Source organism: Enterobacter sp. JS8-1 (assembly GCF_049187015.1).
GTDB lineage: Bacteria > Pseudomonadota > Gammaproteobacteria > Enterobacterales > Enterobacteriaceae > Enterobacter > Enterobacter mori.
Genome location: NZ_CP185805.1, coordinates 3,655,770 through 3,669,966, shown reverse-complemented (window position 1 = coordinate 3,669,966; position 14,197 = coordinate 3,655,770). Strand labels below are relative to the sequence as shown.

The window sequence follows — 14,197 nt, the reverse complement described above, 5'->3', positions numbered from 1 at the left end:
TGCTAATTAGAGAGCGCTAAACGTCGTTGAGAGAAGGGCAAATACATTCGGTTGATAGCAACACCGATCTTTTTCTGCACGCCACGCGGGTATCTTGCGTCTTTGTTCGGAGAGACAAAAAAAAAGGCCGCTAACGCGGCCTCTTTGGGGATTACTCAGTGACTTTCTTTTCTAACTCACTGGCACCCTGTTTGGTTTTATTCCAGCCTTTCTCAGCACCTTCTTTGGTGGCATCCCACCCCTTTTCGGTGCCTTCTTTGGTTTTATGCCAGACTTTCTGGGAGTCTTCGCTGACCTTGCTGCCAAAGCTTTCGCTTTTACCTTCTGCGGCATGCTCGTTTTTCAGCTTCAGTTCTTCACCTTTGTTCTGCTCTTCGTGCAGTTTTTGCTTCGCGTCGTTGGCGTTTGCTTTCGCCGCGGCGACAGTGTCGTCAGTTGCATGTGTGGTCGCAGCAAAAACGGGGGAAGCCAGCAGAATGGCAGATAATGCGATAATTGTTTTTTTCATAATATCCTCATTTAACGTTATCGGTTATGAGCGTGATTCAGCATGTCACAGACGAAGCGAAGCGGCTTTAGGAAAAAACTGTAAAAAGGGAGATGCCATGACGGGGCTATTATTTCCGGGGCAGCAGAAATAATCATGGATGCCGCTCACCTGGCGTGAGACGGCATTTTATTAGTCACGGTGATTAAATATTTTCCAAATCGATACCGCGCGTGTTGGGGCCAAAAATACCAATGGTCAGCATCACAATCAGCATACTTATTACAATGAAGGCAATAACCGCCGTCGAGCCGCTATATTGCAAGATAAGACCGATAATTATACTGCTGAATACGGTGGATAAACGGCTAAAGGAATAACAAAAGCCGACCGCGCGAGCCCGAATACGGGTGGGGAAAATCTCAGACTGATAGGAGTGGTAGCTGTAGGTCAGCCAGGCATTGGACCAGGTAATAAAGAAGCCGCAGGCAATCAACAGCAGCGGGTTGCTTTGAAGCGCGAACAGCGAACCAAAGATGACCGTGGTCAGACAGGACAAGACGATTTGCCATTTATTTTCCATCCGATCGGCATAGCGGCTACAGATGAGCGCGCCGAGAGGATAGGCCAGCGTGATGAAAAAGGCATACAGCAGGCTGTGCGTGACCGATGTCCCGTTGCCGGACAGCAGGGCAGGGAGCCAGTTTCCGAAGCCAAAAAAGCCGATCGCCTGAAAGATATTCATCACCACCAGCATGACAACCCGGCCACGGTAGCGCGGGGACCAGATGTCTTTAAATCTGCCCTTGATGGAAGGCTGGTCGCTGTGCTGCCCGGCACGGAGAGGGAAATCAGCCTGCTCGTCGGCACCGCAGCGTTTTTCCATCTCATGCATGACGTTTCTCACCTCCAGATAGCGCTTTTGCTGCAGCAGCCAGCGTGCCGATTCCGGCAGCCCCTTACGTACAAGCCAGATGACGATGGACGCCAGCGCGCCGGCAATCACCACGAACCGCCATCCGCTCAGGCCAAACCACGTCTGCGGGACCAGCCACCACGACATCAGCGCCACGGCAGGAACGGAGAGAAACTGAATGAAAAAGGCGAAAGCAAATGCGCGGGTGCGAAGGTGAGCGGGTACCCACTCTGTCAGATAGGTATCAATGGTCACCAGTTCAACGCCGAGCCCGATCCCCACCATAAAACGGAAAAAGATCACCCATTCCGCCTGATGCTGAAACGCCATGACGAGGGAAAACAGCCCGTACCAGAGCAGGGCATACATAAAGGTCGCGCGTCGGCCAATGCGGTCAGCATAGGGGCTCAGCAGGCTGGCACCGATAAAGAGCCCCAGAAAGGTCGCGGAAGCAAATGCGGCCTGGTCGGCCATACCGAACACACCCTGCTGCCCGGTATGAAAGATCCCATCAGCAATGAGCCCGGCGCTGATATAACCAGTTTGAAACAGATCGTAAAGCTCAAAAAAACCGCCAAGAGACAGCAAGGCGATGAATCGCCAAAGCCCGGCGGAAGCCGGTAAGGCATCGATCCTTGCCGCAAGATCGTCCTCGCGGATGGGGTTTTGTGCCCCCCACTGTGTTTCTGAAACTATGCATTCACTCACTGTTAACCCTCTAGTAACATTCACCCTGAGTCGTTATGCTAGTGGGAAATTAGCGGATTTAAATATTTAATTCGTATTCAGAAGCAATAAATAAAGCATAAAAAACCAGATATTTTTCTTTTAGTGCGTGGATATTCACCTGCCGGCTTCTCTCATTTTTCGACGAAAATATATCCTTGCGTCGATGAGAAAAAATATCAACACGCCCTCTTTGCGTTAATAAAAAACGCACAAAGAGCGGCACGCTGGAAATTTTTCACTTGACGCTAGTAAGGACTTTTGCGACTAATTGTCGGGTGACGTTTGCTGATCGGGTGCAGATTGTAGAATGGAAAAAATCGAGAATTTAATTCCGATGGTGGTTTTCGCGCGTGTCGTCGAAACCCTGAGCTTCACCGAGGCCGCACTCTCTTTGGGAATGTCGAAGTCGTCAGTTAGCCGGGATATTTCAACGCTGGAAAAACGTATTGGTGCAATGCTGCTTAAGCGTACCACCCGGAAAATAGAGATTACGGAGCTGGGGTTGAGCTACTATCAGCACTGTTTCAAAATATTGAATGAGCTGCGTTCTGCAGAACGGTTTATACGTGATTATTATGAGGAGCCGGCGGGGACAATAAAAATACTGGCCCCGGTGACGTTCGGAAAAGAGTATGTTGTGCCAGCTTTAAATGCTTACTTAGAACGAAATATTATGGCCAACGTCGATCTCGATTTATCCGATAAAGCGGTGGATATCAAAGAGAGCCCGTACGATCTGTCCATCATCGTGGCTCAGGACACGCCAACGCATGAGCATACCAAATTTTTATGCTCCATCCAGTGGGGGCTGTATGCCACCCCTGACTTTATCTCCCGGATGCGTCCTGTCCAGACCCCGAGCGATCTCCCCGCCCATAACTACATCCTGTTCCGTGGTGTGGCTCGTACGGTTTCGCTGCCGTTCAGAAAAGAGAAACAGAAGGTCAATATTGACGTCCATAGCCGCTTCAGGAGTAATAACAGCGTGGCGCTGATCAGCATGGCACTTTCCGGTCTGGGCATTGCCTACTTGCCCAATTACATTGCGCGAGAAAGTCTCGCCACCGGAAAACTGGTCCGGCTTTTACCCGGCTGGCAGATGGATGAATATAAAGTCTGGCTGCTGTCAAAAAATAAAAATACGATGACGTCAGGCATTAAGCGTTTTAGCGACGAACTTCAGCAGCTTATCACCGGAGCTGAGGTCAAAGCAGGCTACTGATATCCAGCTCACCATGACGAAGGATCGAGACGTTGTCATCCAGCAAAGAGATATGCGTGGTGGCGGTACGGCTGGGATTTTTGCAGTTGGACGGGACGACCAGATCGACGCGGTCTCCCATGTCTTCCCGGGCGAGCGTAAAACTCACAAGATCGCCCTCAGCCTGCGGATATCCTGCCGGGATGACCGCCAAAGGCCTGCCTAACCGGCTGATGATGGTTCGCATCTGACTGTTTTTCACGCAGACGACCGGAAGAATATCGCCTGCGCCGGGAAGAAAACCGGCTAGCTGTTTCTTTCGCAGGCTGATTTTCAGGGTGCCGGGCCAGCAGGCCCGGCTGAGCATTTCAATTTTGCTTCTTTGCCACGGGCTGACATCCACCCATTCCCATATATCAGCCAGTTCGCAGAAGCAAAACGTCATCTCTCTCGTACCGGGCGATCTTTTTAACAGCGTCAATTTTTCCATGGCGTCCGGGCTGTCAGGATCGGCCGCCAGTGCAAAATGGGTATCGGTAGGGATCAGTATGATCCCGCTATTACGCAATACGGTAATGGCCTTGTCTATAAATGACATAATTATCGACATCCCTATGACGTGGTTAAACCCGAAATATTAATAATAATCGCCGTGGCGATAGTCCCAGGTATTAAACTGGGCTGACATGAAGTTAATAATTTTATTGACGTCGAGACCTTTGCGAATTAATACCGGGCAAGGGGTCACTTTTCGGGCACTACCCTGTTCAGGAACCAGTTTCCCTTCACTGTCTACCATTGACACCATGACGCCTTGTTCATAGCGACTCTCCTGGGTTTCATCAGGCTGAATAGATTTAACGTACTCGTTGGCGCAAATAATTACGTCTGCACGCGCTTCGATGCGTTCCCCAATGAACTCCACCATACCGCGGTTGCCTTTGCCTGACGGATTCGCCGAGCTGGCAAAAGAGAATTTTTGATGTTTTTCCCACAGCTCTTTGGCAATCATTTCACCGGGTTTGCCAAATTTAATCACGAAGCAGCTGGTTTTTCTGCCGTCCATCATCAGATCTTTCAGGCCGTTATCAGGCAATCTGGCGATGGCATCTTCTCGCCACGGCAAAATACAGCCCAGTAATACGTCTGCATCCCAGTGTGCCTGATAAAATGCCTCAATTTCCGGGTTCATTTCCGCCAGCGATTTCAGCTGTTCCATACTGCCGCACAATACCACGCCGGGTTTATTACGGTTTCGCTGTTTCGCTTCGAATTTTCTCTCAAGCCCCTCTTTATCCGAGGTCATAATGATATAACCCACTTTCGTAGGGCAAACAATCATTCCGCCTTCCGCCGATAATACGTTAATCGCTTCCGGCTGAACCTGACCATTCCACGCGACTTTCTTATTCATCATTCATTCTCCCTGCACCACACTGGTGTCATAAATTTAGGCCAAGGATGTCGTGTAATAAGAGGCTTCGCAATCGGCAGAGAAATTTTCACCGCATTGTTTCAGTGTTGGAACAATATCGCGTTATTCCTGGGCAATTCGCCGGGTTGGCGAATTCTGTTACCGGTTTTGCTTTCAATCGGTTACCAATAGAACAACCCACCGGTAAATGCCAACAATCAAGCAGAGGTTAACGCTATGAAATTATCTATTGCAGGTTTATACGACTATGGTTTTCTTACTAAAGCGAACGAATATCATAATTTTGGCGGAAATGGCGATAATGTCTCTCCCGCCTTGTCCTGGGAACATGTCCCGCAGGGGACCAAAAGTTTTGCCGTCACCGCTTACGATCCTGATGCGCCAACGGGCAGCGGTTTCTGGCACTGGGTGGCCTATAACATTCCTGCCAGCCTGACCGCACTTGCGGCGGGAGCGGGAAACCCGGCGAACACACCCGACATCACACATGCACAATCAGATTTTGGCGCGCCTGGCTACGGCGGTTGCTGCCCGCCTGAAGGCGATATTCCGCACCGCTACATCTTCACCCTGCACGCCCTGAGCTGTGATGATCTGGGCGTGACGCCGGATCTGCCCAACGCGGTGATACGTTTCCTCATCAACATGCATACCCTTGAGAAAGCCAGCATCGTCACGCTGTATAAGCGTTAATGAGGCGTGTGTGATTAACCGAATCAGAGCGGTTTTCGCCCGGCATAGCCTCCTCAAATGGGGCGTGGCGGGTGGCGTGCTGGCGGCCATTGTTCTGCTGTTTTTCGCGGGAATGGGGGTCTCCAGCAAGGAGGCCTTTATCAATGGCCGGATATCCACGGTGCTCTCCCCGCTGCCGGGACAGCTCGTGCTGGCGAAGAACATCGCGCCGGGCCAGGCGGTCCAGGCCCGACAGTCCCTGGGCAATGTGGTGACCACACAGGCAAACGATCAGATCCCTGGCCTGGTGGCCCAGCGCAGCGCGCTGGAGATCCAGCTTGCTGAGCTCGACAAGCACATTTCGGGGATCGATCAGCGACTGCAGGTTTATCAGCAGCAGCGACAGCAATACCTCGCCGAGAGCAGGATGCAGCAGCAGTTAGGTGAGAAACAATCGGCTGCCACGTTTGTGCAACTGAAGGAGGAGCTGAGCGCGATTACGGCGCAGACCGCATTCTCCCGACAGCAGCTTCAGCGCTATAAAAACCTCTACCAGCAGCGTTTTATCAGCCGCATGGAGTATGAAGAGCGTAAGAACAACACGCAGGTGCTACAGGCCAGCCAGGAGGCGAAAGCGGCCGAGCTGCGTCAGCGTTTACTGGACGTGAATGCCGCAAAATCCGGCCTTCAGCTGACAGGGCCAAGAACGCTGGATGCGCCACAGCAAAATCAGCGCGATATGTCGCTCACGATCGAGAATATGCAGCAGGAGAGGCTGCAGCTAATTGCCCGCAGGCAGGCGACGACGCAAAGCATTCAGGAAGTTGCCGCGCTCCTTCACTCTCGTCAGCAGGCGACGCTCAGCAGCAGCACGGACGGCGTGATCTGGGACGTCACCGAGGAGAATGGCGCAAGCGTTCAGAACGGCTCGCCGATTGTGCGCATTCTGGATTGCCGCACCCGCTGGGTTGAGGCGTTTTTTGATGAGTCTGATGCCGATCGTCTGCGTCCGGGGATGGCCGTCACGGTTCGCCTGAGCACCTCGTCAGCCATGCGCTGGAAAGGAACAATAAGAACCCTCCGCGCGGGGAGTGGACGTGTGGCGGTAGGGGAAAGGGACGTTCAGCCCCCACCTGAAATCGCGCGGCGCCAGTTGCCCGTGAAAGTCCTGACTGCACATATCGATATCGACTGGAAAGACGTGCCGGATCCCGCCAGTTTCTGTCTCGCGGGCCGTAGCGTAACCGTCAACATTTAAACAGGAAAAGAGATGCAGCATATACACAATACGGTCGCCGCCCTCAAGCGCGGTGAGGTGGTTCTGGTTCCCACGGATACCAATTACGCCCTGGCGGCAGACCCGTGGAATATTGACGCCTGCCAGAAAATTTACGATCTCAAAAAACGCGAACGACAGAAACCGCTGACGCTTTTTGTCGCGGAACCGGCACAGGCGTGGGAGTACATCGCTGTTGATAAGCTTCAGCACCGCGCTGCGCTCGACAAGCTGATTGGTGCCATGCCCGGCGCGCTGAATGTGGTGGTTCCGGCATCGGATAAAGTACCGCAGAACCCGTATCTGAAGCCTGAATCTGTTTCTCTGGTGTGCAACCATCAGAGCGTGTTGCGAGAGGTCATTGCGCTGTTTGGCCGCCCGCTGGGGATGAGTTCAGCCAATCTCTCCGGTGTGGAGTCTGACTGCCTGATTGACATTGATGCCGCCCGCCAGACGTTTGGCGACCGTGTGGGTTATATTCTGCCCGCAGCCCAGCGCCCTGTGACAACGGTCTCGAGCACCATCGTCTCGCTGCTGGAGGAGGAGATTAACATCCTTCGTGCGGGAGATATGGACATTATGGCGATGCTGTCGTCATGACGACGCGCCGGTTACATCCCGGATCTGGCAACCATGGCCTGTTCCTGGCCTACCGTATTATTTCCCGTTGCTATTTCCATCTTCCCGTCCTGTTACTCTATTTCTGGACGATAGATATGGGGATGTACCGGATTATCTTCCTGCTGGCGCTGTATGGATTAACCAGTACTTTCAGCAGCGGCATACCCGGCTGGCTGCTGCGCTTCTCGTCTCCCAGACAGACGGTGATTGCAGGCGAACTGTTGAAGGCGCTGGGAATGGCGCTGATGCTGTGGAGTACCCGGCAAAGTGAGGTCAATCTTACTCTGCTGGTGGCGTCGCAGCTGCTTGGCGGCGCGGGGTTTACCATCGCGCTAACCACGGATGCGGCCCTGCTGCGCCAGCTCACCGCAGGCGATCAGCACCGGTTTATGCAGATCCAGACCACGTCGCAAAGCGGGATGTTTATTGCCACGCTGGTGGCAGGCTCGCTGGGGAGCATTCTGTTTGACTATAATCCCCAGTGGCCGTTTATCGCCGCCATTCTGGTGAGCGTTATCTCCTCCGGATGCGTATTGCTGATTCGCGTGCAGGAGTCAGAGCATGAACCTGCGCGGCCTGTTGAGCGGGTCTCTTTTTCGCCCAGAGGGGATCAGCTCTTCTGGATGCTGTTCTATTCCATCTCAAGAGCGTTTACGCTGGCGCCTTTCATCGGCTTTATTCCGTTCTACTTTATTATGGTGAACGTCGACCCTCTGCTTTTTGGCGCCGTGCTGAGCTGCTTCACGCTCTCGTCCTGGGGGGCAATCAAAATAGCCGGACCTTTCATCGCCCGGTTTGGGGTAACGGCGTTGCTGGCGACGACCAGCCTTTTCATGACGGCGGCGCTGGGCCTTTTTGCCAGCAATGAATGGCTTGCAGCGAAAGGCATGGACTATTTTATCTCCGGGCTGCTGGCGCTGGTGCTGCTGGGGTTTGGCTCAGGGACGATTCGGCCCGTCACGCTTGCTAACCTCGATCTCTCTGCCAATACCCCGGATGAACGCATGCGCGTGTTTGCACGCATGGAGCGTGATTTCGGGCTGGCCAATGCATTTTTACTGGCCGTCGGGGCGTGGCTGCTGGTGAGCAGGGACTTTACCACGCTGATGCTGATCTTCTGTCTGATCTATATTTCGGTGGTATGCATATCTGCTCTTCTTTACTTAAAGAATCTGTGCTGCGGGGACCACAGTTCCACCTGAGGAACAATTCACACGCAAAATGAAACTAACCTGACTAATAACGGATTCCCGTTGAAAGACCCTCCTCTGTACGGTGTAATTTCCTCATCAGATAATGAGGAGAAAAAAATGAATATTCACGAGACTGATGATTATGCGTCGGTAAATATCAATCAGGGGATGACGTTAACCGAAAAAATTATCGCCAAATCCAGTAACAGAACGCATGTTTCACCGGGTGAAGTTCTTTTCGTGAATGTTGATGTATTGATGTCACACGACCCCTGCACGCCTGGCGTCGCCAGCGTATTTAAAAAAGAGTTTGGTGAAGAAGCAAAAGTCTGGGACCCGGATCGTTTTATTATGATCCCTGACCACTTTGTTTATTCCGCAGACCCACAGGCGAATCAAAATATTCGGGTGATGCGGGAATTCGCAAACGCGCAAAATATTACGCATTTTTATGATGTGGGTACCCCAGACTATAAAGGTGTGTGCCATATCGGTCTGGCGGAAGGGGGACATACCCGGCCGGGAGAGGTGCTGTTGGGGACCGATTCTCACACTGTGACCGCTGGCGCCTTTGGCACTTTCGCCATTGGCGTGGGGATCACTGACGGGGCGTATGCCCTGGGTACGGGGGAGATCCCGCTGATGGTTCCCGCCACCATAAAAGTGAATTACTACGGAAAGAAAGCGAAAAGCGTCCAGGCGAAAGATTTAATTCTGGTGTTGATGAAAGAACTGGGTGTGGAAGGGGCGACCTATAATGCCATCGAATTTACCGGAAACGTCATCGACGAATTATCGGTCGAAGAGCGGATGACGATGTGCAATATGGTCGTGGAGTGCGGGGCTAAAAACGGCATTATGGTGCCAAATCAGGCCACGCTGGATTATCTGGCGACCAGAACCCGCATCCCGTATACCGTGATGACGCCTGATGAAGATGCTCAATACGTTCGCACGATTGATATTGACGTCTCGGGATTAACCAGCGTTATTGCACGGCCACACTCGCCGGATAATGTGGTGGCGGTAGCGCAGCTGGAAAACATTGCTATTTCACAAGCCTATATTGGCTCCTGCACGGGCGGTAAAACGGATGATTTTATTGCTGCTGCAGAAATACTCTGGCAGCGCAAGGTGACCATTCCAACCTATGCCGTCCCTGCAACCAAAGAGGTATTTCATAATCTGATCACCACCCAGGTGAAGGGCCGTTCCGTATACGAAATTCTGACCCGTGCTGGCGTCAAATTATCGTCTGAACCCGGCTGCGCGGCCTGCTGCGGCGGACCCGCGGATACCTTTGGCAGAGTCAGGGATCCGATAAGCGTGATTTCAACCACCAACCGTAATTTTGTGGGACGAATGGGAAATAAGGGCGCGATGATTTATCTGGCCTCACCTTATGCTGTGGCTGCCGCAGCAGTGTCCGGTTTTATTACTAATCCAGAGCGGTACTTAACTAATGACTATTAATAACGTAATGCGCGGTACGGTTTATGTGTTAGGCGACAATATCGATACCGACCAGATATTAACGGCAGAATATTTGAAAATTAACCCGGCCTCTGCCGAGGGGCGTGAGGAGCTGGCAACGCTTGCCATGTGCGGGCTGCCGGAAGGGGCGCTGCCGTTTATCAATCCGCAGACTCAGCGTGCCGGTTATGACTTTATTGTGGCCGGGAAAAATTTTGGCTGTGGCTCTTCGCGCGAGCATGCGGTAGTGGCACTGGGAGCATCTGGCGTGAAGGCCGTTGTCGCGCAGTCATTCGCCCGTATTTTTTTCCGCAACTGTGTATCCACGGGGCAAATCATGCCCGTCACGCTGAATGAAGGCTGCGATATCCGTGCGCTGAAAACGGGGGATACCATTGAAATCGATTTAGACGCTCATCAGATCGCTACTGCTGATGGGATTCTGAAAACCGCTCCGGTAGGGGAACTTGCGAACATTGTCGCCGCGGGTGGCTTGTTCGCTTACGCAAGGCAAACAGGAAAGATTTAATCCATTACAACCATAAGACTCAAAACAAGACGCCTTACTTTCTCAGGGTGCAGCGTCTGTTTTGAGCGTACATAAGGCAATCAAACTATGATCACCCAGCTAGAGTTTAACGATCTTCAAAAAGATGAGCTATCAAAACTTATCAGCCGCGTCACCATCAGCCCTTATACGGACTACAAACTTTTCAAGCAGTCCATCACCGAACTCATTGAAAATGGTTTGGTTCCTACTTTTTTTGTACAGGCCTGCGAGCGCGTCAGGCAAGAACGCAAGGATCAGGGGATTAACGCGCATTTATTAAAAAACGTTCCACTCGACACCATCATTCCTGAATTTGATCAGACCAATCCCGTTAACGATAAGTACGCCAAAAAGCTGACCTTTGTTGGAGAGGCGCTGCTGGAGTTGTTCGCTCAGCTCACCGACTCCCCGTTACTGGCCTACCGCACGCGCAACAACGGTGATTTTTTCCATGATGTTTATGCCGACAAAAAATACAGCAACACACAAACGCAAAAAACGGACGGCGAACTTTACTACCACAACGATCGTACCGCTCACCCCGTGCGCGCTGATTTTCTCAGCTTATTAGGCATGCGTTGCAGCGAAGAAAACCTGATTTTTACCGGCTACCTGGACGGTAAAGCGATTCTGGATAACCTGAAAGCTGAATCCCAGGAGTGGTTACGAAAGCCGCTTTTTATTACCCCTTTTGATGAATACTCTCGCGATTCGAACGCCAGCCAGATTGATTCTGAACTGCATCCGATCCTGGAAAATATTCATACTTTCCGCTACTACGACACACGAACGACTTATTCTCCGGACGCACCAGCAGAGGCGATCAAAGCATTGATTGACCTTAAGGTGTCGATCACCAAAGCGGCAAAAGGCCGCGTCGCGATTAACAAAGGTGACCTGTTCTCTTTCGCCAATCAGGACTCTTTGCATAACCGGGAAATCATCCAGGTGCGAGATCCTTATTCCGCGGAAAAACGCTGGCTGCTGAAAACCTACAGCTTCCGCAACCCTGAGGTGATGAATATGTATCACAACTACTTCGATGCCGAGCTGCCGGGGTTTGTGGTCGCCGAGTAAGGTTGACCTGACGGGTATATAAATACCGCATGCCTGAGGTGTGCGGTTTTTTTGTCTGTGCGAGAAGACCTGTGCTATTAACATCCTTTAGTTATCATCTCGCTTTCTAACTTATTACACCTTTATCCAACTCAGCGGATAGCCTGTTAAGTTCCTTGCTGATGTGTTTACGCCGTTGTTTTAACAGTACCCGGGCCGGAATGATGCGCTCGATAATTGTCGGCTTTCTTTTCAAATACGCTGTGACAAGCCGTTTGATGTCTTCCTCTGACCAACCGTCCATCACCGGCGTTGGGTTGTAAAGCAGATTAGCCTGTAGAGCAGGGGCCACTTCCTCATCCACAATTCTGAAGATCTCTTCTCGGTTTAATCGGGATTTCATCAGTACTTTGCCATGCTGAAAGCCTAAACCCGACCCTAAAGGTTTCGGTCTGGTTCGCCCCGGGTTCAGACGACGTTTGCTAAAAAAATGGTCGTCTGAATTTCGGTTGTGACGTTCTTGCTGACTGCTTAGATTCATTTTCAATCTATCGAGAGGATATGGATATGAACTTTGCAGAACTCCACAACCGGCATGAGCCGCTTCTTATCGCTAATGTCTGGGATGCCGCCAGTGCTGTCGCAGCGCAAGAAGCAGGTTATCAGGCATTGGGAACGTCCAGCGCAGCAATCGCGTCCACACTGGGATATGAAGACGGGCAGGGAATGCCATTTGATGCGTTATTTTATATGGTCACCCGTATCCAGGCTGTCAGCAAACTGCCATTGAGCATTGACATGGAAGCAGGGTATGGTGATTCAGCCGAAGAGATAACAGCTAATCTCAGGCGCCTTGCTCAGACAGGCGTAGCAGGCGTTAACCTCGAAGACAGCAGAGTCATAAACGGGGTGCGTCAGATTGACGATGCCTCTGTGTTTTCCCGCAATCTGAAAGCAGTAAGCGATGCGCTAAGAAGCGAAAATCATAGCCTGTTTCTGAACATCCGGACTGACACTTACCTGCTCGGGCATGTAGATGCGTTGCGGGAGACGATATTACGGGGTCAAAGCTATAAAGCTGCAGGTGCTGACGGCCTTTTTGTTCCCTGTCTGACGTCAGAGAAACACATCAACCTCATTGCAGAGGCAACGAGTCTTCCTCTTAATGTCATGTGTATGCCTGAGCTTCCGTCGTTCGACAGGCTGAAGATGGCCGGAGTAAGCCGCATTTCCATGGGTAATTTTGTGCATTCGGCCATGCAGTCAACGCTGACTGATATCATGCTTACGATCCGATCTCGTCAGACGTTTGAAGGACTTTTTGGTGATGAAAATAACCGATAAGAATTTATGTGATATCTGGTATCAGGCATTACTGGAACGTGCTTCAGAATATACTGGCGTGTTTTTTGTCGGCGTCAAAACCACTGGCGTGTTCTGCATTTCGGTATGTAGGGCGCGAAAGCCCAAACGTGAAAATGTCGAATTTTATAAAGATGCCAAATCTGCCCTTGCGGCCGGTTTTCGACCCTGTAAGGTCTGCAGACCCGCTGAGAATGCGCACAGCGCGCCATTATTTGTTGAACAGGCGCTTGAGCTTGTCAGGCGCGATATTAAATCCCGTGTTGCAGACGCGGAGCTTCGCCAGCATGGAATCAGTCCGGAGCGGGTAAGACGCTGGTTCCTGCAACATCACGGCATCACTTTTCAGGCTTTCCAACGAATGCAGCGGGTGAACGTTGCCCTGCAGGAGCTGAAAAGCGGACGAACGGCGACTGACGTTGCGCTGGACAACGGCTATGAATCCCTGAGCGGGTTTGGTTATACCTACAAGCGACTTACTGGTGCAGCGCCGACTCAGGCAACCCAGGTGATTGTCATTCACCGTTTTACCACGACGCTTGGGCCGATGTTTGTCTGTGCGACAGAGCGGGGAGTTTGTCTACTGGAGTTTACCGATCGCCGGATGTTAGAAACAGAATTTCGCGATATTCAGCGTTTATTTAACGCCAAAATCGTCACCGGAGAAAACAGCCATACCCGGCAGACAGTAAAGGAAATCAGCGAGTATTTTGCCGGAACGCGCCGACAGTTTGATCTCTCAGTAGATGCCCCAGGGAGTGATTTTCAACAATCCGTCTGGCGCGAGCTGCGGGCAGTTCCCTATGGACAGACCTCACACTATCAGGCCATTTCACTACGGATGAATAAGCCAAATGCTGTGCGCGCCGTCGCTGCTGCTAATGGTGCAAACCGGATTGCGATTGTGATCCCCTGTCACAGGATAATTGGAAAAGATGGCGCGATGACAGGTTATGGCGGCGGTATTTCTCGAAAAGAATGGCTCATTGAGCATGAGAGAAATAATGTTTAATGGTGTGATGCTCCAGTATGATCGGGAAAACTTATGGACTTCGCGGGACAAATTGAGGGCACAAAAAAGCCCGCAGGGCTTGCGCCATGCGGGCTTTCAGGACTTCATCGGATGACTCTGGTAATCACCGATGGAGAATTTTGGTGCTGGCGGGAGTTGAACCCGCGTCCGAAATTTCTACATACCATTTTAATTGTGGTAAAAACAATTATTT

General features: G+C 51.6%; 14 protein-coding genes and 1 pseudogene. 10 read left to right on the top strand and 5 right to left on the bottom strand.

Annotated features, from left to right (window positions below):
- Positions 1-151: 151 nt before the first annotated feature.
- Complete coding sequence (locus ACOQH0_RS17460; protein ID WP_421510892.1) at positions 152-508, bottom strand: hypothetical protein; 357 nt, start codon at positions 506-508, stop codon at positions 152-154.
- A gap of 184 nt (positions 509-692) precedes the next feature.
- Positions 693-2,099 (bottom strand): MFS transporter, encoded by a 1,407-nt coding sequence (locus ACOQH0_RS17455; RefSeq protein ID WP_421512367.1) that lies wholly within the window; start codon positions 2,097-2,099, stop codon positions 693-695.
- Positions 2,100-2,439: 340 nt separating this feature from the next.
- Between ACOQH0_RS17455 and ACOQH0_RS17450 the strand changes: the two genes are divergently transcribed.
- Positions 2,440-3,354, top strand: coding sequence for a LysR family transcriptional regulator (locus tag ACOQH0_RS17450; protein ID WP_218308460.1), 915 nt, complete (start codon positions 2,440-2,442; stop codon positions 3,352-3,354).
- Here the strand turns inward: ACOQH0_RS17450 and ACOQH0_RS17445 are convergent.
- Together ACOQH0_RS17445 and ACOQH0_RS17440 are read right to left on the bottom strand one after the other, a co-directional pair.
- The gene (locus ACOQH0_RS17445) at positions 3,338-3,931 is read right to left on the bottom strand and encodes an L-threonylcarbamoyladenylate synthase (RefSeq protein ID WP_421510891.1); all 594 of its coding nucleotides are present in this window, start codon (positions 3,929-3,931) and stop codon (positions 3,338-3,340) included. The two genes, ACOQH0_RS17450 and ACOQH0_RS17445, sit on opposite strands and share 17 nt — an antisense overlap.
- Before the next feature lie 39 nt (positions 3,932-3,970).
- Positions 3,971-4,750, bottom strand: a complete 780-nt coding sequence (locus ACOQH0_RS17440; protein ID WP_029485171.1) for an L-threonylcarbamoyladenylate synthase — start codon at positions 4,748-4,750, stop codon at positions 3,971-3,973.
- 234 nt (positions 4,751-4,984) lie between these two features.
- Here ACOQH0_RS17440 and ACOQH0_RS17435 point away from each other — a divergent pair, with 234 nt between their 5' ends.
- From ACOQH0_RS17435 to ACOQH0_RS17405, 7 genes are all read left to right on the top strand, one after another.
- Positions 4,985-5,461: a YbhB/YbcL family Raf kinase inhibitor-like protein gene (locus ACOQH0_RS17435; protein ID WP_010434264.1), complete on the top strand. Its 477-nt coding sequence runs from the start codon at positions 4,985-4,987 to the stop codon at positions 5,459-5,461.
- A gap of 10 nt (positions 5,462-5,471) precedes the next feature.
- Positions 5,472-6,698, top strand: a complete 1,227-nt coding sequence (locus tag ACOQH0_RS17430; RefSeq protein ID WP_010434263.1) for an HlyD family secretion protein — start codon at positions 5,472-5,474, stop codon at positions 6,696-6,698.
- Positions 6,699-6,710: 12 nt separating this feature from the next.
- Positions 6,711-7,316: an L-threonylcarbamoyladenylate synthase gene (locus tag ACOQH0_RS17425; RefSeq protein ID WP_042713381.1), complete on the top strand. Its 606-nt coding sequence runs from the start codon at positions 6,711-6,713 to the stop codon at positions 7,314-7,316.
- Positions 7,313-8,539, top strand: coding sequence for an MFS transporter (locus ACOQH0_RS17420; RefSeq protein ID WP_421510890.1), 1,227 nt, complete (start codon positions 7,313-7,315; stop codon positions 8,537-8,539). The genes ACOQH0_RS17425 and ACOQH0_RS17420 overlap by 4 nt, the downstream gene beginning before the upstream one ends.
- A 108-nt stretch (positions 8,540-8,647) precedes the next feature.
- Positions 8,648-10,003, top strand: a complete 1,356-nt coding sequence (locus tag ACOQH0_RS17415) for an aconitase/3-isopropylmalate dehydratase large subunit family protein (RefSeq protein ID WP_325828029.1) — start codon at positions 8,648-8,650, stop codon at positions 10,001-10,003.
- On the top strand, positions 9,993-10,532 hold the full coding sequence (locus ACOQH0_RS17410; protein ID WP_010434257.1) for a 3-isopropylmalate dehydratase small subunit: 540 nt from the start codon (positions 9,993-9,995) through the stop codon (positions 10,530-10,532). The genes ACOQH0_RS17415 and ACOQH0_RS17410 overlap by 11 nt, the downstream gene beginning before the upstream one ends.
- An 87-nt stretch (positions 10,533-10,619) precedes the next feature.
- Positions 10,620-11,630 (top strand): TauD/TfdA family dioxygenase, encoded by a 1,011-nt coding sequence (locus tag ACOQH0_RS17405; RefSeq protein ID WP_010434255.1) that lies wholly within the window; start codon positions 10,620-10,622, stop codon positions 11,628-11,630.
- A 106-nt stretch (positions 11,631-11,736) separates the two neighbouring features.
- Here ACOQH0_RS17405 and ACOQH0_RS17400 read toward each other — a convergent pair.
- Positions 11,737-12,021 (bottom strand): annotated as a pseudogene (locus ACOQH0_RS17400) (DUF7079 family protein); the annotation flags it as partial.
- 155 nt (positions 12,022-12,176) lie between these two features.
- Between ACOQH0_RS17400 and ACOQH0_RS17395 the strand changes: the two are divergent.
- On the top strand, positions 12,177-12,953 hold the full coding sequence (locus tag ACOQH0_RS17395; protein WP_421510889.1) for an isocitrate lyase/PEP mutase family protein: 777 nt from the start codon (positions 12,177-12,179) through the stop codon (positions 12,951-12,953).
- Positions 12,937-13,983, top strand: a complete 1,047-nt coding sequence (locus tag ACOQH0_RS17390; protein ID WP_089599037.1) for a bifunctional transcriptional activator/DNA repair enzyme AdaA — start codon at positions 12,937-12,939, stop codon at positions 13,981-13,983. Before ACOQH0_RS17395 ends, ACOQH0_RS17390 begins: the two co-directional genes overlap by 17 nt.
- The last annotated feature ends 214 nt before the right edge of the window (positions 13,984-14,197 follow it).